The organism is Prevotella sp. 20925_1_30, from assembly GCF_041433025.1.
Lineage (GTDB): Bacteria > Bacteroidota > Bacteroidia > Bacteroidales > Bacteroidaceae > Prevotella > Prevotella vespertina.
In genome coordinates, this window is sequence record NZ_JAPWAR010000025.1 from 18,594 (window position 1) to 39,376 (window position 20,783).

Genomic DNA, 20,783 nt, shown 5'->3' on the forward strand with positions numbered 1-20,783 from the left:
TTTAAAGTCCAACTTTTACTGTAAGGGTGAATTGCTTTGGCATTGGTGACGCCACACCACCCACGTTATAGAACTCTGGATCCTGCCCATTGAGTCTCTTGTCAGCATAAAGCAAGAAGAGATTAGTGGCTTGGAGTTTGAGAGAAAGGTTCTGAATAACGCTATTCTTGAACCATTGTGCTGGTAGGTTATAACCGAGGGAAATCTCCTTCATGCGAATGAAGTCGCCCTTTGCAATGCGTACATCACTATAGTTATAAGCGTTGTAACCCATGCGCACATTCGTATTTGCCATATACTGGCTCTTTGACAATATACCCGGAACATTCGTAACAGCCTCATCGCCAGGTTTCATCCAGCGATTCTTGAAGTCGTTAGTCATAGAGACTAAGTCGTTATAACGGGCACGGAACTTAGGATCAAGGCGTACAACGTTACCGAAAGCATAGGTAACGAAGACGTTAAGAGTGAAGCCTTTATAGGTGAAGAGGTTGCCAAGTGAACCCGTGTGAGGCGGGTCTGTCGGTCCTTCATACTTGAGGAAGTCTGTTTGGGTACGCTCTTGGAAGTTGATATCATCGGTTGTCACCTCTCCTTTCTCATTGCGTACCATAGGCATACCCTCGTCGTTTATGCCCACAAAAGGTATTGAGAACAACGCACGAGCAGGATAGCCGCGCTTAGCGAAGCCGTTTCCACTCACTAAACTCATTACGTTTCCTTGGTTAAAGAGCTTAGTGATCTTGGTCTTAGCATACGAATAGATGAAGTTCGTTGACCATGTGAAATACTTGTTCTTAACGCCTACTAACGATAGACTTAACTCAACACCATTAGAATTCATAGAGGCTACATTGGCAGCACGGATTATCTGTCCGCCTAGTCCGGCAGTAATCATTGGACCAATCTCATCGAAGTTCTTACGTGTATAATAGTCCAGTGTGATACCAAGACGATTATTCCACAATGATGCATCAAAGCCCAAGTTCAACTCGTTCTTCTTCTCGTATGTGAGGTTCGCATTGGCTAACTCGGTGATTTCGAGCTGTGGTTCTTGGTCTTCAGCGAATAGTCTAAAAGGATTAGAAGCCGTTATGATGGCGGTTGAATTGCTGTAAGAAGCATCTGGGGGAGTACCCGTAAGACTATAAGAAGCACGCAAGGTGAGTTTATTCAATGGTGATAACTTATTGAACCAACTCTCTTCATGCACGTTCCAAGCGCCCGACACGTTCCATGTAGGCATCCATCTTGCCTTCGTATCACGTCCCATTTGGTTAGAACCTTCATAACGTAAAGTTCCGTTGAAGACGTATTTTCCCATGTAACTATATGTGGCATTGCTATAGAAAGCAACGCTACGTGAATTGGTTGGAACGATGGAATAATAGGTGTTACCAGCCTCAACCGCACGCTTAAAGTAGTCATAGACATAGAAAGGAACCATACCCGCATTGTAGCGCAACCCCACTCCTTCAGAGGCATTACGCTGTCTTTCAATGCTCTTAATCTCCATTCCTCCAAAGAGATTCACTATGTGTTTATCTGCGAAAGTGTGGTTATAATTAGCTGTTGCACGCAAGTCGTAATCACTCATTCGGTTGTCTCCCTTATGGTAGAGACCGCCGTAGGGCAATACTGTCTGCGGTAGTTTATTCGGATTGGATGGGTCTTTGTACAGGTACTTATTGCCATCTCGGATGATACCATTGCCCATTGCACGATAAGCCAGTGCCTGGTTAGAATCGTCCTTAATATTATGTTCCTGCGTAGATGCCATGTATTTGAATGCACCTAACAATGACAATTCAAGGTCACGGATAGGTTTATACTTCAATTCTAACTGGAATCTCGCATCAAGCGCATGCAAGTCTATGTAGTTATTGTCCAACTCATGGAAGATATTAAATGGTGCGAAGTTTGCCACGTAATACTCGTTTGGATCTAATACACGTGAGGTATTGCTTGCATAAGAGTAAGGGTTAATATCGAAGTCACGCTTCACTTCACCGCCCACAACGTCTACGTCCTGTCCAAGAGTACCTGGTGCGCGCTGCTTGCGATAAGCTGCTCCACCGATTAGGTTCAATGAGAGCTTATCAGTAAGGTGCTGCGTGAGGTTGACGTTGAGCGTATAACGATTCACACTACTCTGCTTGTACCATCCTGGGTCAAGTAGTGCGCTAAACGAAGCATAGTAGTTTGAACGCTGCGTACCACCACTGAAGCTAACAGAGTGGGTCTGCATGATGTTCGAAGAGAATAGTTCTTTGAACCAGTTGGTGTTTCGGAACTCTGCTCGTTGTAGGTAACGATTGCGAGCTTCGGGCGTATTCTCCAATGCAAACTGCCCCGTTGTACGATCGTAATGATTAATGAGTTCGTACATTTTACCATATACACCATACTCACTACCATTGAGCACTTCCGAGAGATTCAGCCATCCCTTATCCGCCAACTCACGATAGATACCCATCTGCTCCTTCGAGTCTAAGATGTCGAAGTTGCTATAAGAAGGAACCAAACGGGAGGTGAACTCGCCCGTATAACTAATGTGTGATTGTCCTTGCTTACCCTTCTTTGTGGTCACAACGATAACACCTGCCATCGCACGCGCACCATAGATAGAGGTAGCGGAACCGTCCTTAAGGATTTGGAAACTCTCTATATCGTCGGCATTCAAACCAGCGATTGCCGAAGAGATGAGCGTCTCAGGGTTACCAGAAGCGAGGTCGTCAGCACCCACATTAGCCGCATCTTCCATGATCACACCATCCACAACCCATAGCGGTTTACTACTTCCATAGATGGACGTAGCGCCACGAATGCGTATCTTAGGTGATGTACCAAAGGTGCCGCTAACGTTCTGCACTGATACACCAGCAGCCTGTCCCTCAAGCGAACGACTGATGTCAGCCACACCATTGAGGCGCGCTTTGTCGGCATCCAACTTATCGGTCGCACCCGTGAAGAGGCGTCGGTCGGTGCGAGTAAGACCTGTCACAACAACTTCATTGAGGGTTGTTGCATTCGATTTCAGTACTACGTGCATGTCAGTGGTAGCCTTCAGCGTCTGCGACACCATACCGATGTACGCCACTGTCACTTGTGGGTTTGCAACGTCAGTGGTCAATGAGAACTTACCATCGACATCGGTGACTGTTGCCATCTTAGCCCCCACAACAGTGATAGTCGCACCGATAACTGGTTCGTTATCATCGGCTGCCACCACCGTACCCGTAATCTTGGTTTGTGAAAAAGCCATGCTGATACAAAGGAAGAGCATGCCTATACACAGGAGTAGCTTTTTGTTCATAAGTGTTTAATTAATGTATGTCTTATATTGTTTCCAACACTGGTAATAGGTCGTTTACCATGCTATTTCCATAAAACCTTGTAGATTAATTCTTCTCTGACAAAGGGTCTTATACAAGACGTTTTGTGGCTTTTAGGCATCAAATAACACTAATCTATAACCTTTAGATGTTGTATTTAGCGGTACAAAGGTAGGTTAATTTTCTAATATACAAGGCTTTTTTAGCATTTATTTGTTCCTTACAAGCGTAAAAGCTATGGGCAGTGTACACGAAACGGGATAATAATTTCAGTAAGCTATTACCCATATTCGGCGCACATTTCTTTGGTTATCTTCCTTAAAATAGTAACTTTGCAACTATCAAGCACATACATGTGCGATAAATATTAGTTAACTAAATCTTGAACAATAATGGATAAATACAGTTGCTATATGCCCCAGTGCCCACGCCGTGAGAGTTGCACGCTTTGGCACATCGCCCAACAGGAGATAGCCGAGGAATACGTATTTCTAAGCGTGACAAATCCCCTACTCATTGAGCAAGCTGGCGGCTATTCGCAATGCCCGAAGTATTATGAATGGAAGTTGAGACGCTTTGCTCGTGGTATGCGTTGGCGTTACGGAACGCTCACAGGCAATGCTGAGGCAGAGATTCATGAGCGGTTGAAGGACACTTTCGGCTTTACGCAAATAGGGCGAATGCGCCGTGGCGATGTGGTTATATCGCCTGATGAACAGGCACAAATACGTGAGATATTTGAAGAGGTAGCCCCTGGTACAGAACCAGAATTTATAGCTTTCGAGGAACATTATATTAAGCCTCCACGCCGCAAGTAAGGGCTGCGGTGTCATGTCCCCACGCTGGAACACAGATATTCCCACACTGGAACTTTCATGTTCCAACGCCGGAACATGAATATTCCGCCGCTGGAACATTGGCGTACCACCGCTGGGAACATTTCAATTCTAATGGATGGTTGACTTTTCCTGATTTGACTAGACACTCTTTTGTTATATTAGCTGAATAAGTAGACAGTCTTTTTGTAAGTCTACTGGAAAACTAGACACAAGTTGAGAATCCATGCTGGAAAGCTAGACACGTGGTCTTTATTGGATACGCAGATCTTGTGGCTTGGCTTGTGTGGTATTACTAAAACCCGAGAGGTTTTCAGCCTACCAAATGTCCATTACGCCTCGTTTCACTTGTAGGAGACAGCACATTGGCTCCTGCACATACCCAATGATAAGACAATCCTCCTGTGGTGAGATTGGTTGTCTTCAACGTGAGTGGGGCTTCCCAGTCTTGATCAACAGGCAGAGGTGCATACGAAAAATCGGCTTGCATAGGAGGTTGCAGGGTTAGAATTTTAGTAAGTTCCTCATATTTACTGCCATTGAATACTTTGAGATGGATTTTATGCTCCCCACCATCCGCAAATGTTATCGTTCCCGGATGTTGTTGGTTGGATGTAGAGGGAATGCCACCTTCAAAAGTCCATTCGTATTGGCTTCCGCCTTTACTCTTATTGGTAATAGATACCACGCCCGGGGCAATGTCGTTGAGAGCGATTGAAAAATCAAAGTCTATAGTCATGGCGGAATCAACCCTTATGGTTTGCTGGCTTGTTCTTTCCTCTACAGCATTCCAGACTCGCAAGGTTATTTTGTGCTCACCGGCTTGCGTGAACACAACCTTACCCGGAGTTCTCTCGGTAGAACTACTTGGCAGTCCTCCTTCAAATGCCCATTCATACTCATCTGCTCCGTAACTTTCATTTTTTAGTTGAATAGTTATAGGAGAAGTTTTATCTTCCGATGCTTCTATAGCAAATGCTGATTCGATAGGAACAGCTGTCTCTTTGAGACAGGAAGAGACTAAACACGTTAACAGAACGAGTCGTATAACTCTACTAAGCATATTATTTTTCTTCATATTTCCGCACTCCCAATAATACAATCATAGTTTTGGGTCCTCTTGAATTATCGCCAGCAAGAAGTCCAAAGTAGAACACGTGATTACACATTATAATAACAAAAGGCGTTATCATTTCATCTGCAAATTCCATTCTATACGATATATATCCCGTTTTAGCATATACGTTTTTTTTAAGAAACTTTAGTTTGTTTGCAATAGAATCGATTTTTTTTAATGGAACTCCTTTGTTGTTAGGATATGTCAATCCAAAAGCAACAAACTTCTCAGATTTATTTTCTTTATATATATATATATGCTCTACGGTGTCGTGAATTTTTATACAAACAAAATCTTCTCGATGAAAAATTTGTGGTTGATTTAACTCTAAAACACTCTTTTCGTTTATTGAAATTTCCATCACTTTATTTTCTTTAAATTGCGAATTTCTATTTTCCCCTCCTTAATCAGTTCTTCAATATCTTCAGAGAACATAATTTGACTACCTTGTCCTGGTTGATTAAACCAAGGTATAATAGAACCTTGCTCTACAGAAATATCTTCCAGAACAACAAGATCATAGAATTCTGCATAATCAGTTTCATCACCTCTTAAGGCCCGACTTTTAAAAGAAAACATAGAACCATCACTCTTTTTAGAGATGCAAATCTCCCTCTGTGAATACCATCAACAAAACTTGCGCCATTATAGTCATATCTATCAAGAATTACTCCTCTCTTTAGGGGTACTTTATGAGACTCTATGAATCCATTATATGGTGGCCACCCATCATTAAGGTTATGGCGAATAAAGTATTCGTTCAGTTCTTTCCATTGTTCATTTCCCCACAATAAAAAGGCTTCTTGATATTCTTTCTCAGTTGCCTTAACAGTCTCTTTGAGACAGGATGATAGCAAAACTGTAAAAAGCAATATCGCTATTGAGCGATATGGAATCTTTGCTATTATGATTTTATTTTTTATCTTATTCAATATCATTATTTCAATACATTTTCAAAGTTAGTTTCTTTTAGAATCATAGTCACAAAAGGTTTGTATCCTCTCATGTATTGGAGGATGCCCCATGCACATAAACCATCTGTAGTCATAATATCACGTATTGTCAATTCCTAATTCTTTTCGCTTCTTTTTCCAGAAGTCATTTATATTATCAAAATCTTCTCCATACTCAAAATCTTCATAAGGAGGTTCAAACCAATGAAAAACGATAGACTGCTTGGCGATTCTGCAAACATAAAATCCTGTTTTATCCTCTCGGCAAAAAAAACATACCTCTCCTAATCTATCTTCTAGATGATTTCTCCAGTCCATTGTATTATCCCAGCTACTAAATTCTGGATTATATTGCCCCCCTTCTTTAAAATCTTTAGTGAGATATTTTGTCTCCCTATAAAACCTATAACCATACATAGAGTTATATCTATTTATTGTATCCTGTGTTATATTTTTCCAAAAAAAAGTTTCTAAGTTTCTCCTTAATGAGTTCTTTAGGCAAGGAGCATTCGCCACAAGGATAGTACTCGCTGCATATATCTTTTTCTCGTTGTCATTACCTGTATTACCTGTACGATATTCAAGGACATAATAACTGCTTTTGTCAATCATATTACATCTTGATATAAAAAAGACAAGACTTCCAAGGCAAAATACTAATCCTCCTAAACAGAACTTTCTCATATTCATAATCTTCCTTCAATTTCTTTTGACATCATTGTTACGAATGGCTTATATCCTCTCTTATATTGCAAAATGAACCATGAACCGAAACCGTCAGCAGCCTGTTGACAAATAGAATCTAGAGCAACGGAAGCATATTCTCCAGCCTGTTTTTGCACATTCTCCATCGATCCAAATTTTTCAACATCGTCTTTATCTAATCCGAAATGGTCGAATACATCGAATTTTAATTTAGCCCAATATTTTTTTGTTGTAGCATCATATTGATAGTTTAGCAACGTCACTTTGAATCCCCAAGTGTCATTCAAAGCAAAAGTTAAGCCGTGAAGTATATCCGAAGAAAAAGGAAACTTAGGACGTTTAATTTTAAATTGTCTAATATAATTATTTAAAGAGAGTCTTGATATATCACCGTTAACAACTCTAAGAGCTTCATGTAAAAGTCGCTTAACCACGGAAATCAAAGATAGAGTTGTTTCCTCTTTAAACACTGCATCCGTTAGTCTTGAATCTGTATAATGATCCGCAGATGTTTGATATACTTTTTTCTGCCACTCGGCTATCATTCTCTTGTTATTGCCTTCAAGGTCACCACGTGATACCCATTCCGCCAAATTGATTAAGTTTTTGAACAGTTCATCATCAGATTTTTTACTGAGCCGCTCAAGGTTTTCCCTCACTTTGTCATCCTTGATAGTTGAAAGATCGAATGAAGTGCCAAACTTCATATCTTCAGCAATTTCATCTGATGCTGGAGTCAAACCTTTACCTTGTGCATCTTCAAAAGTCCATTCATATTCTTCTGCCCCGTAACTCTCGTTTTTCAATTGAATAGTTACAGGTGAGGTTTTGTCTTCCGATGTCTCTATGGTGAATGCCGATTCGATAGGAACGGCAGTCTCTTTGAGACAGGAAGAGACAAGGAAAGCAAACATAAATATTAATACATTCCTACTCTGCATCTTAACTTTTTTCATATTTTCTTTTACCATCATATATCCTCTCGTTCAAAGATATGCAAATTGTCTTTGATATCTTTGACATACAATTTATTACCGCTCATATACAATGGTTGGGGAGGCACTAATTGGTTTCTCGTTTCATCGAATTCCTCTTCGCTGATGACTTCATATTCCCAAACAAGTTTGCGGGCTTTATAATCGAAAATACCAATCCAACGAATGTATCCAAAGTCCTCCTCTTTAATCCCCAAAAAGGTGAAATAATCTCCTTGAAGCATCGGACTATATATACTTCGATAAGTTCCTATACCCATGGGATCGGCTTCCCGAAAATCATACTGCTCTGTAACTGCTAACTGCTCAGTGTCGATGATTTGAAAATCAAATCCACTAACACTTACAATGTTTTTATCTAATGGTCGGAAAAAACAATCTCCTAATCCCAAAGTCATTTCATAAGTAGAATTCTTGTCGGAAGGATTGCCCGATATCTTTTTAACTACATCCCCCGTTTCCAAGTCCAAAGCTACCAACCTTCCAAAATCTGTATAAAACCAAATATTGCCGTGAGCAATGCCTAAAATTTTATCTATTTTATCGGTTTTGCCAGGTTCATATTCCGTCCCTCCCAATGAAGAAAGAGGAAATTGCCAAAGAATTTCATCTTGAAAATTTGCTTTTGATAAATGTGTTTTAGTATAAGTAATCCCGTAGTTGTCTTCCAATATATTAAAGAAATATTTAGAAGAAAAAACATCTACAAAATTGTTATTTCTGTAGTGGAAGACGTTGTTTGTATCTTCATAAATGAGATATTTATTTATAGATACTATTTGTGCGTTATGTATAATAACCTCAATCTTGCCAGTTTTCAAATCGTAGGAAAAGCTGTCATTTCCATCCCATTTATTAAATAGAATAAAACTTTTATTTATAAAGTAATCGGACACGCCTTCTACACCAATATTCTTATTATTTAAATATAATTCGTGTTTTCTTAATTCTTTCCCAGAATCATGAATCAACCAATTCTCCTTTAACTGATAAGCACTTACACCTTTTACAATATTTCTCGTCCTATATTTCATGCTATTTGGTAATTAAAATTGAGTTAATCATTTCGTAATTACTACTATTGATATTTTGACTAAAACATTCTAATGCTTTCTTACGGCTAAGCCCTTCAAAAACATTTTTTCTCAAAGTTTCATTATTCCAAATAACTTCAAACACTTCATCTTTATTATTTCCATCATTTAAAACACTTTTTAGACGATTGATTATTTTCTCACGAGTCACTCCTCTACCTCCTTGTTGTATGATATAGAGATTGTCGAAGTTGTCGATAGCACCCAAATATGCCTTAAATTGCGCCAAATTCTTAAACATATTGCTAGCAGAGGAGTAGTTTTTTGTGTCTACAAAAATATTCACAGTTTGCTGGTCTCCCGTATTTGTTATGATTTTTGAACTCCATTGAATATCAAACCTAAAATCACCTGCATCATCTGCATGGGCAATAACATCTTCCAACTGAAGGCCTTTGAGCGTATTGTAGTATTTACTTGGAATGTACTTTTGTGCATTGTGTATCACTTCCAAAGTAGTAGCACCAGCTTGCGTGAACACAACCTTACCTGGACTCTTCTGATTGGAACTGCAGGGAATGCCTCCTTCATATGTCCATTCATACTCATCTGCTCCGTAACTTTCATTTTTTAGTTGAATAGTTACAGGAGAGGTTTTATCTTCCGATGCCTCTATGGTGAATGCCGATTCGATGGGAACGGTAGTCTTTTTGAGACAGGAGGATAGCAAAGTTGTAAAGAATAACATTGTTATTGAATGATATAGGATATTACATTTTTTCATTTCCCTTATTTGATATTCTATTATGCCATGTAACATACAGGTTATCTTCTATCTATGATTTGTCTTTGAACAAATAAGGTAGCTATAGGCAAAGTCCCATACTTTCTTCGTTAATTTCTTTTCTACTTCTACAATTCTTTATTTAATATTACGACTTTCTTCTATTAGTTTTTCTTTTGATGGTAATTTTTCTACGTTAAGGATAAAGGCTATTTTCTCATCATATATTAAAGTTAAATAACCTTTATGTTCCCATTCTTTTAATACAGGAAGTATTCTTTCCCTTTCTGTATATATAATTGGAGGAAAGCTATCCCATGTCCAGATAGGACTATATGCAAATGGATCATGACAAATATAAGTTGCCAATACACGAACAATTTTTATTCTCTTCATATTATTTTAATGTTATTGTTCTACCTGTTTTCAAGTTCACCATTCTCATCAATCATTATTTGAAATTCAGGCTATCTTCTATTAGTTTTTCTTTTGATGGTAATTTCTCTGGAATAAAAGAAAAAGCAATCTCGTTATCTTCTATTAATTTTATATATCCATTTTCCTGCCATTTCAACAAAATGGGTCTAATTCTTTCATAATTATTTCGAATATTTTTATTTAGCACATCTAATAAATTCCAATCAACAATTGGAGACATCAAATAAATATTATCGTGATAAATATAATTTATTATTATTAATAATAATCTACTACGTTTCATAGTTCATGTGTTATTTGAAGGTTATGACTTCTCCTGTTTTCAAGTTTATCATTCTTTAGTTTCGCTATTAGACTGACGAGACATTATACTCGATGGCAAATTCATTATTTTAAACTTATTGCCTTCGATAATTTTTACGATACCCTTTTCTTCAAGAACCAATAAATAATCTTTTAAGAGACTCTGAACATTTCTATTGTTTGTAAAGTCTTCTACAGACCAAATGCTACCCAAATTTCTATAGAAAAACTCCAGTTTGTGTAGAAACTCCTTTTTTATTTCGTTAATCCCCCTCATTCTTTTGACAGATCTTTCTTTATGTGAGTGATTTGTTTCATGCTTGGTGGTTTCAAGACCTCTATCATTTGTTCGTCATCTATTTTGAATAATCTGATAAATCCTTGTTCTTCCCACAGTTCCAATATAGGTAATAAATACTCAAAAGAAGAATCTAGTGGTGATGGTAAAGCATCCCATTTAAATACTGAGTTATAGAACCCAAAATCATGTCTGAGTACTTTAATTAACATCGTTGTCATTTTCCTCTTTTTCATATATTAAAAAATAATAATTTCGCCAGTTTTAAGATTTATAAGTCTTCCCAATTTGTACGTTGTCAAACAAAAATGCACAACTGCAAATGTAGTTATTTACTCTGATATTTCATTGTTTTATTATTAAAAATTCTTTTGTTAATTGAATTTTGCTTTATTATTTCTCTTATCTTTTTGATTTTCTCCCCTTGCCCTAAATATACGTCTTTGGGTGTAAGATTATCTAACTATTCATGAATATCATCTTTGGCGCTACAAATAAGACAGATTTGCGCACACAACCCATCTAAATCAGGAAATCACAAGGCTATCTTCCACTTTTATACACAAATATTGAAAAAAAATGTCTATTTGTTTTGTAGTTAAAGAAATTATTCTTAACTTTGCACTCGCTTTAAACAAGGAAGCAGGTTGACTACAAATCACACCTTCTGGAGAGATGGTAGAGTGGTCGATTACAACGGTCTTGAAAACCGTCGTACCGAGAGGTACCGGGGGTTCGAATCCCTCTCTCTCCGCTAATAGGCTTTAAAAGGTCTTCACAAGGGTCTTCATTTTAGCCTTCAAAAATTAGATAATCGTTGTAAAATCAAGGTTTTACAACGATTTTTCTTTGTATATACCTTCATTGCCTGACGGCATAACCCTATATTTTGACAGTCATCTTTCGGTCAATTTCTGCTACACTTACTGCTACACAAAAATTGCAGTAGCAAAAAATGTAGCAGTGACGGGATTCTGAATACCATATTGACGGCATCAACTCTTTCTTTTTCAATGTATTAAGTATTAACTTTGCAGCCGAGTGCTACACAAAAGAATGATGCATTATGAGAACAAATTTCAAGGTGTCCTTCTACCTACGTTCAAACTATGAGAACAAAGAAGGAAAGTCGCCTGTAATGCTCCGAGTATTCCTTAACGGAGAGATGGCTAATTTCGGATCTACGAAAATATTCGTGGACAAGTCGCTGTGGAATAACACTACCAGCAGGCTCAAAGGTCGGACGGCAGAAGCCTTATCCGCTAATGCCGCATTGGACTCCATTTCCACAATGCTGAATAACATTTACCACAAATTCGAGGATGATGAATCCTTGTCATTGGATAAAATCCGCTCATTCTTTGTCGGGAAAGACAGGGAGTACACGACCTTTCTCCCTATATTCGACAAGTTCAACGAAGATGTCAGACAGCGTGTCGGACATACCATCAGCAAGGACAGCCTGCAAAAGTACAGCGTTTTAAGAAGGCATTTCGCAGAATTCCTTATCTATAAGTATGGGAAGAAAGATATTGGACTGGCAGAGTTCACGCCATCCGTAGTACAGGATTTTGAGTTATATCTGAGTACGGCGGCTGGGTGTGCCTATAACACATCAGTCAAGAAATTGAAGGCACTGAAAACCGTGACCATCTATGCGCAAAAACGTGGTTATCTTCTTCACGACCCCTTCCTCAATCATCGTTTTCACTTGGAGCCAGTTAATCGTGGTTTTCTCACGGATGAGGAAATTATGAAGATAGCCAACAAGGATCTTGCTATTCAACGCTTGGAGTTAGTAAGGGATGTTTTCATCTTTTCATGTTTCACAGGTCTAGCATATATTGATGTTTCCAATCTCACACCGGACAATATCGTAACACTTGATGATAAGCAGTGGATTATGACCAAGAGGCAGAAAACAAGCGTGGAAACCAATGTGTTGCTTCTCGATATTCCCAGAAGTATCATAGCCAAGTACAGTCATAAGACCTATCGGGATGGCAAATTGTTTCCTATATTAACGAATCAGAAAACCAACGCATATTTAAAAGAAATAGCCGATCTTTGCGGTGTCAAGAAGAACCTGACCTTCCATCTTGCCCGGCATACATTTGCGACCATGTCGCTCAGCAAGGGCGTTCCTATGGAAAGTGTGTCGAAGATGCTGGGACATACCAACATTAAAACCACACAAATCTATGCCCGTATTACCAATAAGAAAATAGAACACGATATGGAACAGTTGGCGGGCAAGTTAGACAAGTTCAATGTTGCTATGGGCATCAACTCAAAATAATGTATAACCCTAAACCAAGAAGATTATGACAACAACAAAGAAAGAACTTTCTTACTTCCGTTTGAAGTTGGAAGCGTATCTCGGAGAGCATTTTCCAGAGAGAGTGAATGAAAATACGTTTATAACTGCTCGCGCAGACGAAGCATTGACAGCTTACTGCGATGCTATAGCACAAGGTTTTTCTCACCCAGAGGCGGAGACGATGGCAAGCGAAGTTCTGTATCAAGGACTGCATTTCTCCAAGTACGATACGCTTGTGTCTGTCTTAGAGAATGAGTTCGAGAAAGAACTGCCCTCTCCTCTTCCTGAAAGACTAACACCAATGCTTCTGAAGAATAAGGCTGTGCAAAGTGTTTTCGACAAGTATGAGCTGACGGACGACTTTGGTGCAAGTCCAGAGTATGAGAAACTCTACACCGAACTGACAGGGACAATCGTTCTGATCATCGAGGTTAATGGTCTGCCAACTGTCGATAGTGAGAACATGACTTGATGTAATACCATCGGAAGCTTTTGTAGTGTCAAGAGCCAAGATAAACGCTCCGCTCCACACGCCAAGAGTTTGTGCAAACACTTGTCTTTGTGTAGCCTGCGCATCTTGTTATTGCTCTTGAACTATTAAAAGCTCCGATATGAATACAATCATCATGAATCAAGATGTCCACACACCTGCCTTCATCAAGGCAGACGCATCGAACAAAACCGATAAAATCAAGCAGCAGTCGATTTCTCCCAAGCAAGTCCGCCGTTTCGGTTGGACACGCTTCATCGAACTCGCTATCCTACTTTCCATCATTATCGGTGCCATTTGGCTTATCTCGAAAATTGTAACGCCGCAAGTCGTAACTGCCGTCTCTGTCATTGCAGGTTTTCTGATACTACGCTTTATAGTCAGGGTAATCCTAAAAATGACAATTACGCTGCTGAGCATTCTCTTCTGGCTGGCGATTCTCTGTGCCATCCTGCTATGCGTGCTTTGAGAAGCACAGCTCTGTAAAACCTTTCATATTATTTCATTAGGTGGTTATCTCGCATTTTGAGATAGCCACCTTTTCTATTTCCCACTACGAGCGTTGCACTTTTGCTTCTTTTCCTATGCTCCACGATATGCGATGACAAGAAGACGGATGCTGTTCCCTTTTTATCCGCAAAGGTAGTACGGGGCTTGTGGCTTTCAAAAGGTCTATGCCGCTTGGTTTGTCTGGAAAATCTCCACGCCTACGGGTTGTATTTTCCGCCAAAACCTTGTGCAAGCCTCGCCCCGCTACCTCTATTTTGCTACAAAAAGGAATCAGCATACTCCGATCTTTGGACGCATAAAAAAAATGTCGCTATGGATAAGCAAAAAGTAAATACAACATCTTCGATGAACAGAAAAGGATATAGCTCCTCCTCTCATTACCGCATTAACCCTACGGCTGAAAAAAGTGAGCAAGTGTTGGCAATTAAGTTTGTACAATGGAACGTTCCCCCTTTGGAGAGCCTTTGTAATAGCAAAGTATATCTCCTGCGTGTAAAACTCAATCGTGGCGAGTGTATGAGCCGTGAGGAAAAGAATTGGCTATGTGAGGCGGTGAACTCAAACACCTATTTCCGAACAGCCGTCCCACTGCAAGGCTATCGCTTTGACTTCTTTGATGTACTGAGGAAATACCTTGTCAATCAGTACGGACAATGGACAGAGTATTACGCACCCGACAGAACAAGCCTAAGAGCCTACCTATATGGGCGTATCAATCAAATAGTAGAAATCCCAAAATACTAAGCAATATGAAAGGAACAGAACATTTCACACGGACAATAGCCGAGTATCTCAATCAGCGTGCTATGACAGACCCTTTGTTTGCCCCTAACTTGATGAAACCAAACAAGAATATCGAGGAGTGCATCACCTACATTCTTAATGAAGTGCAGAAAAGCGGTTGCAACGGCTTTGATGATGATGAAATCTTCTCTATGGCTGTTCACTACTATGATGAGGACGATATAGAGGTGGGTAAGGCTATTTCTTGCCAAGTTGCCGTTAATCACATTGTAGAACTCACGGAGGAAGAAAAAGCCGAAGCAAGGCAGGAAGCCATTAAGCAATATCAGCGTGAGGAACTTGCCAAGTTACAGAGCCGTAACGCACGAGTGAAAAAAACTGAGAACATAGCAACCGTACAACCATCACTATTTGATTTTTAAGCCTATGAAACCGAGAAACAAATTTGAAAAGGAGGTTTTGGAACAAAGCAAGCATCTTCGCCCGATAACCAAGCAACAAAGTAAGTGGGCATTCCGTGAGTGTATTGACCACTTCGCCTACCGCTTGCCAAAAAGTCGCACCACTTGTATGGATTGTGGGCATAGTTGGGTAATGGACAAACATAGAGAAACTTGCACTTGCCCTCATTGCAGGGCAAAGTTGCAGGTCAAGGAAACATACGAGCGCAAGTTGCAGCAGAAGCAGTATTTCACCCTACTTACTACTTGTGGAGAGTTTCAAGTATTGCGTATGTTCCTACTTATTGTGGGTATGGAGAAAGGTTACAAAGCACAGACTTCTATAATAGAGATTGGGCAATATTGGTGGAATATGCAGGGACGAAAAACTGTGGTTGCCATACAGAGGGTATTGGGACACTATGTTGATACCTTTTCCTATTATAGTCCTATGGCAATCCGCAACGATAATGAAGCCTATCAGCATATTGCCTACTCACAGATATATCCGAAGTTCAAGGTTACAGACATACTTCGTAGAAATGGTTTTAAGGATAATTTCTATGGCATCGTACCTACCCAACTTATTCCTGCATTGCTTACAGACAGCCGAGTGGAAACATTGCTAAAAGCAGGTCGGACAGACCACTTACGTTACTTTCTTGGCAACAAGAGAACTTTTGAAGAACTATGGCAGTCCTACAAGATTGCAGTCCGTAATGGTTATGAGATAGCAGACATTTCTCTTTGGAGTGATTATGTAGATACACTTAGAAGATTAGGTAAGGATATTCATAATCCAAAATATTTATGCCCCACAGACCTTAAAGGCGAACACGACCGCAGACACGAGGAACTTCTCAGACAGCGTGAAAGGGAGGAAATAGAACAGAAGCAAAAGAAGGCAATGGAAGATGAAAAGCGTTTCAAGGAACTCAAATCCAAGTTTTTCGGTATCTGTTTCACAGACGGTACAATCCAAGTCCACGTGTTGGAGAGCGTGCAGGAGCATTTTGAAGAAGGTGTATCAATGCACCATTGCGTATTTTCTAATGCATACTACCTTAAGGAGGACTCTCTTATCCTTTCGGCTACCATTGAAGGCAAGCGAATAGAAACCATTGAAGTATCATTACGAACTTTGGAGGTGGTGCAAAGTCGTGGAGTGTGCAACAAGAATACGGAATACCACGAGCAGATAGTAAACCTTGTCAATGCCAATCGAGGTCTTATAAGCCGAAGAATGAAAGCAACAGCATAAAGTATGAACCATTAAATTATCAGAGATATGAAAACAGAGATTGAGAACATTATCTACAATTGGACGGATGAGATACCGCATATTCTCATTAGGGTTATCAACGCAATAACCCTATCCGACAACAAAGAGGAGTTAAGGTCGGCTATCAACACAATAGCTGAAGAAACAGAACTTAACAAGTTCTTTGCCTACGGTTATGGTGCGCATCATTTTTGGCTTAAACACCGCAAATTATCCAATGGAGAGCCAAAGGAATACAGATTATTAAAGGTTGAATTTTAACATTATGAAGAAGAAAGTTTACAGAGTTCGGACGCAATACATCTTTGAGGGAGTGTTCGAAGTGGTTGCGGAGAACAAGGAAGACGCACGACAAAAAGTCCTGCTAAATTGTGGGTTGGTTATGGGTGGAAGCATTCACAGCACTTTGCCCGATGATGAAATAAATTGGGCTTTTGACAAGCATCCCAATAAGCACATAGACAGGATAACGAAAGTCCAGAAATAGCATTACAAACTATGCCAAGAACCACGCAAACCGAAAATTGCGTGGCTTCTTTTCTTTGTCTTTGAACGAGCAGGCGACCAAAGCAAAGAAGCAAAAGAAAGTCGCAAAGAAACTTAAATTATAAGAACTACAATATTTTAAATTGTCAAACAGGCTATTTATGCTTATTCTGTCTGCAAATAGAATCTTTTGTGCTCATAATATTGACATCTTTATCTTTTGCAAATTTGTTTTTTGTATATGAGTTGTGTGAAGTTTCCGTTTTATTCTTTTCTATATTTCTATTATTTATGATTTGAGTATAAACATTGAAACCTGTATTAAACAAAAGTGCAAGAATTGATATTATCAAGGCACCATAGGTCAATTTAATTTGTTTTTGAAACCGTTGTTCATCTCGTGCTATAAATCCTCTGTTACAGAACAGCCTAAATTCCTCCGTGACATATATTTCCTTTTCACAATATTCTATCAAAAGATTAGTAATATTAGAATCTGGTATATCCGAACTAATACAAGGCAAATTAACGACCCCCCTTCCCATACTCATTGGATTTTGAAATTGGTTTGCCCGACGCAAGGTCATGATATAATGTTCTTTCTCTAATAATTGTATCAAATTTACGACCTCAAGAATAAGTTCACAAACCTCAGTATTACGCTTTTTAACATAACTATAATCTTCGTCTGTAGGATTTTGGCTTGATATAGTTACACGAATTTGTACACTAGAGTTTTGTCTATTCATGACAATTCTGACATTATCTAATTTATCATCTATTATATTGCCAATATAATTATTATCTCCATTTCCTTGCAATATTCGATTGCAAAATTGTTGTTCTTCTTTATTTAAACTTCTCATTTATTTAATCTTTAAAAATAAAATGGGCAACTGCCTACTCTCCCACAACTTTGCAGTACCATCGGCATTTTCGGGTTTTACTTCTCTGTTCGGAATGGTTAAGAGGTAGTTCCACCGCAATTATAGTCACCCTCGATAACTTTAATAAGATGGTAGCGTAGGCTACCAAGCAGCAAAGAATAGCGTCAAAGATAAGATTGTTACTATCTTAACAAGCAAGATGGGCAAACACATACCACATAGTGATACTATACTTGCTACGAAACAAAATAGTAGTAGCATTTCCTATACCCAATCAATCTTTGTTTTCGGTCGTTGTTTCGAGTCGCAAATCATCTTTCCTATATGTGCCAAATAGCTTCCTGCGGTGAACGCATCAGCTACAGGATTGCCCATGGATAAAATAGAAATTGCTACTGAGACAAAACCAGTCAAATTCTCTGTAGAGTTTAACGCCTTTTTCACGGCGGGATCTGCCTAGCATCTCGCTAAGCAGTCCTAACAATAATTTTTCTTTTCCATAAAAAATTTGATTAAAACTGAAATTAAATTTATCTGTTCCATATATATGGCTTATGTACTTCAAGCACATAGGCAAAAAGTACATTTGCAAATTTACATAAAATTGTTGTAATATTTGCATAAAGTCGGCAGTTTAACGCAATTGGGCTTGATTATTAAGGACATACGGCGCAAACTGCAGAAAATCCGCCACCTGCCACGAGGCAGTAATATGCGGATTATTGAAATAGAAAGGTTTTCAAATCGTTACCCGAAAGCAGGGTAACCACCTCCACCAAAAAGGAGAAAAACAGCGATTTTCCGTGCATCCGTTGCTGTTGCTTTGTTGCTCCATATTTTGCATAGCAGGGTTAGGCTCTTTCATGTTTAATTTTGCAACCAAAAAGAAGAGGCAATGGCAAGAAGCACATTCAAGGTGCTGTTCTATGTGAACGGCAGCAAGGAAAAAACGGTATCGTCCCCATCATGGGGCGTGTAACAATCAACGGCACGGTGGCACAGTTCAGCTGCAAGCGCACCATCCCGAGGGAGTTGTGGGATGTGAGAGGCAACAGGGCGAAAGGTAGGAGCAAGGAAGCCATCGCAACCAATCTCTCGCTTGACAACATCAAGGCGCAAATCATCAAGCACTACCAAAGGCTTTCCGATCGTGAGGCATTCGTCACGGCAGAGATGGTGCGCAACGCCTATCAGGGGCTTGGCAGCGAGTACGACACCCTGCTCAAATCCTTTGACAGGGACTGCGCCTCCCTGCTCAAGCGTGTGGGCAAGGACAGGAGCATGGGGACATACAAGGTGATGCTCAGGGCAAGGGAAAACACGGCGAGGTTTATCCGCTATAAGTACAACCGCAGCGATATGTCGATGCTGGAACTCACCCCCGACTTCATCAGGGACTTCGCCGTGTACCTCAGCACGGTGAAAGGAAACAGGAACGCCACTATCTGGCTGAACTGCATGTGGCTCAAGGGCGTGGTGATGCGTGCGCACTTCAACGGCAAGATACCCAGAAACCCGTTCGCGCAGTTCCATGTCAGTCCGAACACGAAGGAGCGTGAGTTCCTTACGGAGGACGAGCTGAAGGCACTGATGTTGCACGAGTTCGCCGACAGTCACTCCGCCTTCGTGCGTGATTTGTTCGTCTTCGCCTCCTTCACCGCCCTTTCGTTCGTGGACCTGAAGGAACTCACCACCGACGATATAGTGGAGGTGAACGGCGAGAAGTGGATACTTGCGAGAAGACACAAGACGCATGTTCCGTTCCAAGTGAAGTTGCTTGATGTCCCCCCTGCAAATCATCGAACGATACAGACCGTTTCAGAAAGACAACTCCATATTCGGGGACATCAACTACTGGACGGTCTGCAAGAGGCTCAAGAAAGTCATCTGCGAGTGCGGTATCACAAAGGACATCTCCTTCCACTGCGCAAGGCACGGCTTTGCGACATTGGCACTCAGCAAGGGCATGCCCATCGAGAGCGTGAGCCGTGTACTCGGACACACGAACATCGTAACCACGCAACTCTATGCGAAGATAACCACCGAGAAACTCGACACCGACCTCTCCATGCTCGGCAGTAAGCTCAACGTATCATTCGGCAATATCAAGATAGGATAACAATGGAAGGGAAAGATACAAACAACAATGCTCGTCAGATAATCACGATGGACGAACACGGGAACGTCACTATACCCAACTGCGAGATATGGATGGGCGAGTATGAGATTGCCAACCTGTTTGGCGTGTTCGGACATTCCGTCCGCACGCAGGTCAAGGAAATATACAAGGTCGGGCTGCTGCATCCCTGCACGGCAGAGAGGAACATAAGGGTGGCGGAGGGTCGCTGGCTTGATGCGTACAGCCTTGAAATGGTCATAGCCCTTGCGTTCCGTATCAGGTCGCAAAGGGCAAAAAGGCTTCGGGAGCATGTCATCGCAATGCTGAACGAACGGCACGAAAAGTTTGTCATGCTCCTTCCTGCACGGGCAGGCAGTCCCTGCTGAAACGCCTTGACAGATGTTTATAGAGGTTTATCCCCTTGTGTCGATGGGGAATAAACCTTTTTCTTTTTGGTGGTTGAAGGGCAGGGATAACAGTCAGGGACGAGTCGTATAGGACTGCCGAGAAAAGAAAAACATACCGAACACAACTTCTTTTATTTTGATGAATTGATGAATATTGATATAATATGATTGAATATCAGGCGATTGCAAGTTCATCAACATATCATCAGACGCTTGCGAACGATGAAAGAAAAAGGCATTTTCCCTTTTTCAGCAACCCTCGACAAATCCTGCAAAATTATCCTCCTGTTCCCCTCAATT

Annotated in this window: 22 protein-coding genes, 1 tRNA gene, 1 rRNA gene and 1 pseudogene; 12 read left to right on the top strand and 13 right to left on the bottom strand. The window is 40.3% G+C overall.

The features are described from left to right. Nucleotide 1: 1 nt before the first annotated feature. Entirely contained in the window at nt 2–3,316 is a 3,315-nt protein-coding gene (locus O3603_RS09870; RefSeq protein ID WP_371522559.1) for a SusC/RagA family TonB-linked outer membrane protein, read from the bottom strand. Nucleotides 3,317–3,727: 411 nt separating this feature from the next. On the opposite strand from O3603_RS09870, the gene O3603_RS09875 reads away from it, so the two are divergent. Beyond that, on the top strand, nt 3,728–4,153 hold the full coding sequence (locus tag O3603_RS09875; RefSeq protein ID WP_315441322.1) for a DUF6078 family protein: 426 nt from the start codon (nt 3,728–3,730) through the stop codon (nt 4,151–4,153). A 331-nt stretch (nt 4,154–4,484) separates the two neighbouring features. Here the strand turns inward: O3603_RS09875 and O3603_RS09880 are convergent, their stop codons facing one another. The 10 genes from O3603_RS09880 to O3603_RS09925 form a co-directional block, all read right to left on the bottom strand. Next, nucleotides 4,485–5,249: a PKD domain-containing protein gene (locus tag O3603_RS09880; protein WP_371522561.1), complete on the bottom strand. Its 765-nt coding sequence runs from the start codon at nt 5,247–5,249 to the stop codon at nt 4,485–4,487. Further along, complete coding sequence (locus tag O3603_RS09885; protein WP_371522563.1) at nt 5,236–5,649, bottom strand: hypothetical protein; 414 nt, start codon at nt 5,647–5,649, stop codon at nt 5,236–5,238. The genes O3603_RS09880 and O3603_RS09885 overlap by 14 nt, the downstream gene beginning before the upstream one ends. After that, on the bottom strand, nt 5,649–5,867 hold the full coding sequence (locus O3603_RS09890) for a glycohydrolase toxin TNT-related protein (protein WP_314518838.1): 219 nt from the start codon (nt 5,865–5,867) through the stop codon (nt 5,649–5,651). The genes O3603_RS09885 and O3603_RS09890 overlap by 1 nt, the downstream gene beginning before the upstream one ends. Next, entirely contained in the window at nt 5,840–6,226 is a 387-nt protein-coding gene (locus O3603_RS09895) for a hypothetical protein (RefSeq protein ID WP_371522565.1), read from the bottom strand. Before O3603_RS09895 ends, O3603_RS09890 begins: the two co-directional genes overlap by 28 nt. 114 nt (nt 6,227–6,340) lie before the next feature. Next, nucleotides 6,341–6,925, bottom strand: coding sequence for a hypothetical protein (locus O3603_RS09900; RefSeq protein ID WP_371522567.1), 585 nt, complete (start codon nt 6,923–6,925; stop codon nt 6,341–6,343). A gap of 2 nt (nt 6,926–6,927) precedes the next feature. Next, nucleotides 6,928–7,920: a DUF3289 family protein gene (locus O3603_RS09905; protein ID WP_371522569.1), complete on the bottom strand. Its 993-nt coding sequence runs from the start codon at nt 7,918–7,920 to the stop codon at nt 6,928–6,930. Beyond that, complete coding sequence (locus O3603_RS09910) at nt 7,917–8,975, bottom strand: hypothetical protein (protein ID WP_371522570.1); 1,059 nt, start codon at nt 8,973–8,975, stop codon at nt 7,917–7,919. Before O3603_RS09910 ends, O3603_RS09905 begins: the two co-directional genes overlap by 4 nt. 1 nt (nt 8,976) lies before the next feature. Then, a complete protein-coding gene (locus tag O3603_RS09915; protein ID WP_371522572.1) occupies nt 8,977–9,723 on the bottom strand; it encodes a hypothetical protein in 747 nt (248 codons plus the stop codon). Nucleotides 9,724–9,897: 174 nt separating this feature from the next. Continuing rightward, the gene (locus O3603_RS09920) at nt 9,898–10,155 is read right to left on the bottom strand and encodes a hypothetical protein (protein ID WP_006045894.1); all 258 of its coding nucleotides are present in this window, start codon (nt 10,153–10,155) and stop codon (nt 9,898–9,900) included. A gap of 55 nt (nt 10,156–10,210) precedes the next feature. Then, nucleotides 10,211–10,480 (bottom strand): peptidase, encoded by a 270-nt coding sequence (locus tag O3603_RS09925; RefSeq protein ID WP_371522574.1) that lies wholly within the window; start codon nt 10,478–10,480, stop codon nt 10,211–10,213. A gap of 987 nt (nt 10,481–11,467) precedes the next feature. Here O3603_RS09925 and O3603_RS09930 point away from each other — a divergent pair. From O3603_RS09930 to O3603_RS09970, 9 genes are all read left to right on the top strand, one after another. Continuing rightward, nucleotides 11,468–11,552: transfer RNA gene (locus tag O3603_RS09930), tRNA-Ser, on the top strand. Between the two features lie 312 nt (nt 11,553–11,864). Next, entirely contained in the window at nt 11,865–13,097 is a 1,233-nt protein-coding gene (locus O3603_RS09935) for a site-specific integrase (RefSeq protein WP_371522576.1), read from the top strand. A 25-nt stretch (nt 13,098–13,122) separates the two neighbouring features. Further along, the gene (locus O3603_RS09940) at nt 13,123–13,590 is read left to right on the top strand and encodes a DUF1896 domain-containing protein (protein WP_371522578.1); all 468 of its coding nucleotides are present in this window, start codon (nt 13,123–13,125) and stop codon (nt 13,588–13,590) included. A 139-nt stretch (nt 13,591–13,729) separates the two neighbouring features. Beyond that, nucleotides 13,730–14,077: a hypothetical protein gene (locus O3603_RS09945; RefSeq protein ID WP_371522580.1), complete on the top strand. Its 348-nt coding sequence runs from the start codon at nt 13,730–13,732 to the stop codon at nt 14,075–14,077. Nucleotides 14,078–14,430: 353 nt separating this feature from the next. Next, on the top strand, nt 14,431–14,862 hold the full coding sequence (locus tag O3603_RS09950; RefSeq protein ID WP_371522582.1) for a hypothetical protein: 432 nt from the start codon (nt 14,431–14,433) through the stop codon (nt 14,860–14,862). A 5-nt stretch (nt 14,863–14,867) separates the two neighbouring features. Beyond that, nucleotides 14,868–15,284, top strand: a complete 417-nt coding sequence (locus O3603_RS09955; protein WP_371522584.1) for a PcfK-like family protein — start codon at nt 14,868–14,870, stop codon at nt 15,282–15,284. 4 nt (nt 15,285–15,288) lie between these two features. Continuing rightward, on the top strand, nt 15,289–16,563 hold the full coding sequence (locus O3603_RS09960) for a PcfJ domain-containing protein (protein ID WP_371522586.1): 1,275 nt from the start codon (nt 15,289–15,291) through the stop codon (nt 16,561–16,563). 27 nt (nt 16,564–16,590) lie between these two features. After that, on the top strand, nt 16,591–16,845 hold the full coding sequence (locus O3603_RS09965) for a hypothetical protein (RefSeq protein WP_314700789.1): 255 nt from the start codon (nt 16,591–16,593) through the stop codon (nt 16,843–16,845). 4 nt (nt 16,846–16,849) lie between these two features. Next, complete coding sequence (locus O3603_RS09970) at nt 16,850–17,071, top strand: hypothetical protein (RefSeq protein WP_314700790.1); 222 nt, start codon at nt 16,850–16,852, stop codon at nt 17,069–17,071. Between the two features lie 154 nt (nt 17,072–17,225). On the opposite strand, the gene O3603_RS09975 is transcribed toward O3603_RS09970, so the two are convergent. Beyond that, the gene (locus O3603_RS09975; protein WP_371522588.1) at nt 17,226–17,936 is read right to left on the bottom strand and encodes a hypothetical protein; all 711 of its coding nucleotides are present in this window, start codon (nt 17,934–17,936) and stop codon (nt 17,226–17,228) included. 21 nt (nt 17,937–17,957) lie between these two features. After that, nucleotides 17,958–18,070, bottom strand: a 5S ribosomal RNA gene (rrf, locus tag O3603_RS09980). Nucleotides 18,071–18,852: 782 nt separating this feature from the next. Here rrf and O3603_RS09985 point away from each other — a divergent pair. Together O3603_RS09985 and O3603_RS09990 are read left to right on the top strand one after the other, a co-directional pair. After that, nucleotides 18,853–20,076 (top strand): annotated as a pseudogene (locus O3603_RS09985) (tyrosine-type recombinase/integrase). 2 nt (nt 20,077–20,078) lie between these two features. After that, the gene (locus O3603_RS09990; protein WP_315363996.1) at nt 20,079–20,462 is read left to right on the top strand and encodes a hypothetical protein; all 384 of its coding nucleotides are present in this window, start codon (nt 20,079–20,081) and stop codon (nt 20,460–20,462) included. Nucleotides 20,463–20,783 lie beyond the last annotated feature (321 nt).

Coding starts and splice junctions, on each gene's coding strand:
- O3603_RS09870 (WP_371522559.1), bottom strand. CDS start 3,316: ATGAACAAAAAGCTACTCCTGTGTATAGGCATGCTCTTCCTTTGTATC.
- O3603_RS09875 (WP_315441322.1), top strand. CDS start 3,728: ATGGATAAATACAGTTGCTATATGCCCCAGTGCCCACGCCGTGAGAGT.
- O3603_RS09880 (WP_371522561.1), bottom strand. CDS start 5,249: ATGAAGAAAAATAATATGCTTAGTAGAGTTATACGACTCGTTCTGTTA.
- O3603_RS09885 (WP_371522563.1), bottom strand. CDS start 5,649: ATGGAAATTTCAATAAACGAAAAGAGTGTTTTAGAGTTAAATCAACCA.
- O3603_RS09890 (WP_314518838.1), bottom strand. CDS start 5,867: ATGTTTTCTTTTAAAAGTCGGGCCTTAAGAGGTGATGAAACTGATTAT.
- O3603_RS09895 (WP_371522565.1), bottom strand. CDS start 6,226: ATGATATTGAATAAGATAAAAAATAAAATCATAATAGCAAAGATTCCA.
- O3603_RS09900 (WP_371522567.1), bottom strand. CDS start 6,925: ATGAGAAAGTTCTGTTTAGGAGGATTAGTATTTTGCCTTGGAAGTCTT.
- O3603_RS09905 (WP_371522569.1), bottom strand. CDS start 7,920: ATGATGGTAAAAGAAAATATGAAAAAAGTTAAGATGCAGAGTAGGAAT.
- O3603_RS09910 (WP_371522570.1), bottom strand. CDS start 8,975: ATGAAATATAGGACGAGAAATATTGTAAAAGGTGTAAGTGCTTATCAG.
- O3603_RS09915 (WP_371522572.1), bottom strand. CDS start 9,723: ATGTTATTCTTTACAACTTTGCTATCCTCCTGTCTCAAAAAGACTACC.
- O3603_RS09920 (WP_006045894.1), bottom strand. CDS start 10,155: ATGAAGAGAATAAAAATTGTTCGTGTATTGGCAACTTATATTTGTCAT.
- O3603_RS09925 (WP_371522574.1), bottom strand. CDS start 10,480: ATGAAACGTAGTAGATTATTATTAATAATAATAAATTATATTTATCAC.
- O3603_RS09935 (WP_371522576.1), top strand. CDS start 11,865: ATGAGAACAAATTTCAAGGTGTCCTTCTACCTACGTTCAAACTATGAG.
- O3603_RS09940 (WP_371522578.1), top strand. CDS start 13,123: ATGACAACAACAAAGAAAGAACTTTCTTACTTCCGTTTGAAGTTGGAA.
- O3603_RS09945 (WP_371522580.1), top strand. CDS start 13,730: ATGAATACAATCATCATGAATCAAGATGTCCACACACCTGCCTTCATC.
- O3603_RS09950 (WP_371522582.1), top strand. CDS start 14,431: ATGGATAAGCAAAAAGTAAATACAACATCTTCGATGAACAGAAAAGGA.
- O3603_RS09955 (WP_371522584.1), top strand. CDS start 14,868: ATGAAAGGAACAGAACATTTCACACGGACAATAGCCGAGTATCTCAAT.
- O3603_RS09960 (WP_371522586.1), top strand. CDS start 15,289: ATGAAACCGAGAAACAAATTTGAAAAGGAGGTTTTGGAACAAAGCAAG.
- O3603_RS09965 (WP_314700789.1), top strand. CDS start 16,591: ATGAAAACAGAGATTGAGAACATTATCTACAATTGGACGGATGAGATA.
- O3603_RS09970 (WP_314700790.1), top strand. CDS start 16,850: ATGAAGAAGAAAGTTTACAGAGTTCGGACGCAATACATCTTTGAGGGA.
- O3603_RS09975 (WP_371522588.1), bottom strand. CDS start 17,936: ATGAGAAGTTTAAATAAAGAAGAACAACAATTTTGCAATCGAATATTG.
- O3603_RS09990 (WP_315363996.1), top strand. CDS start 20,079: ATGGAAGGGAAAGATACAAACAACAATGCTCGTCAGATAATCACGATG.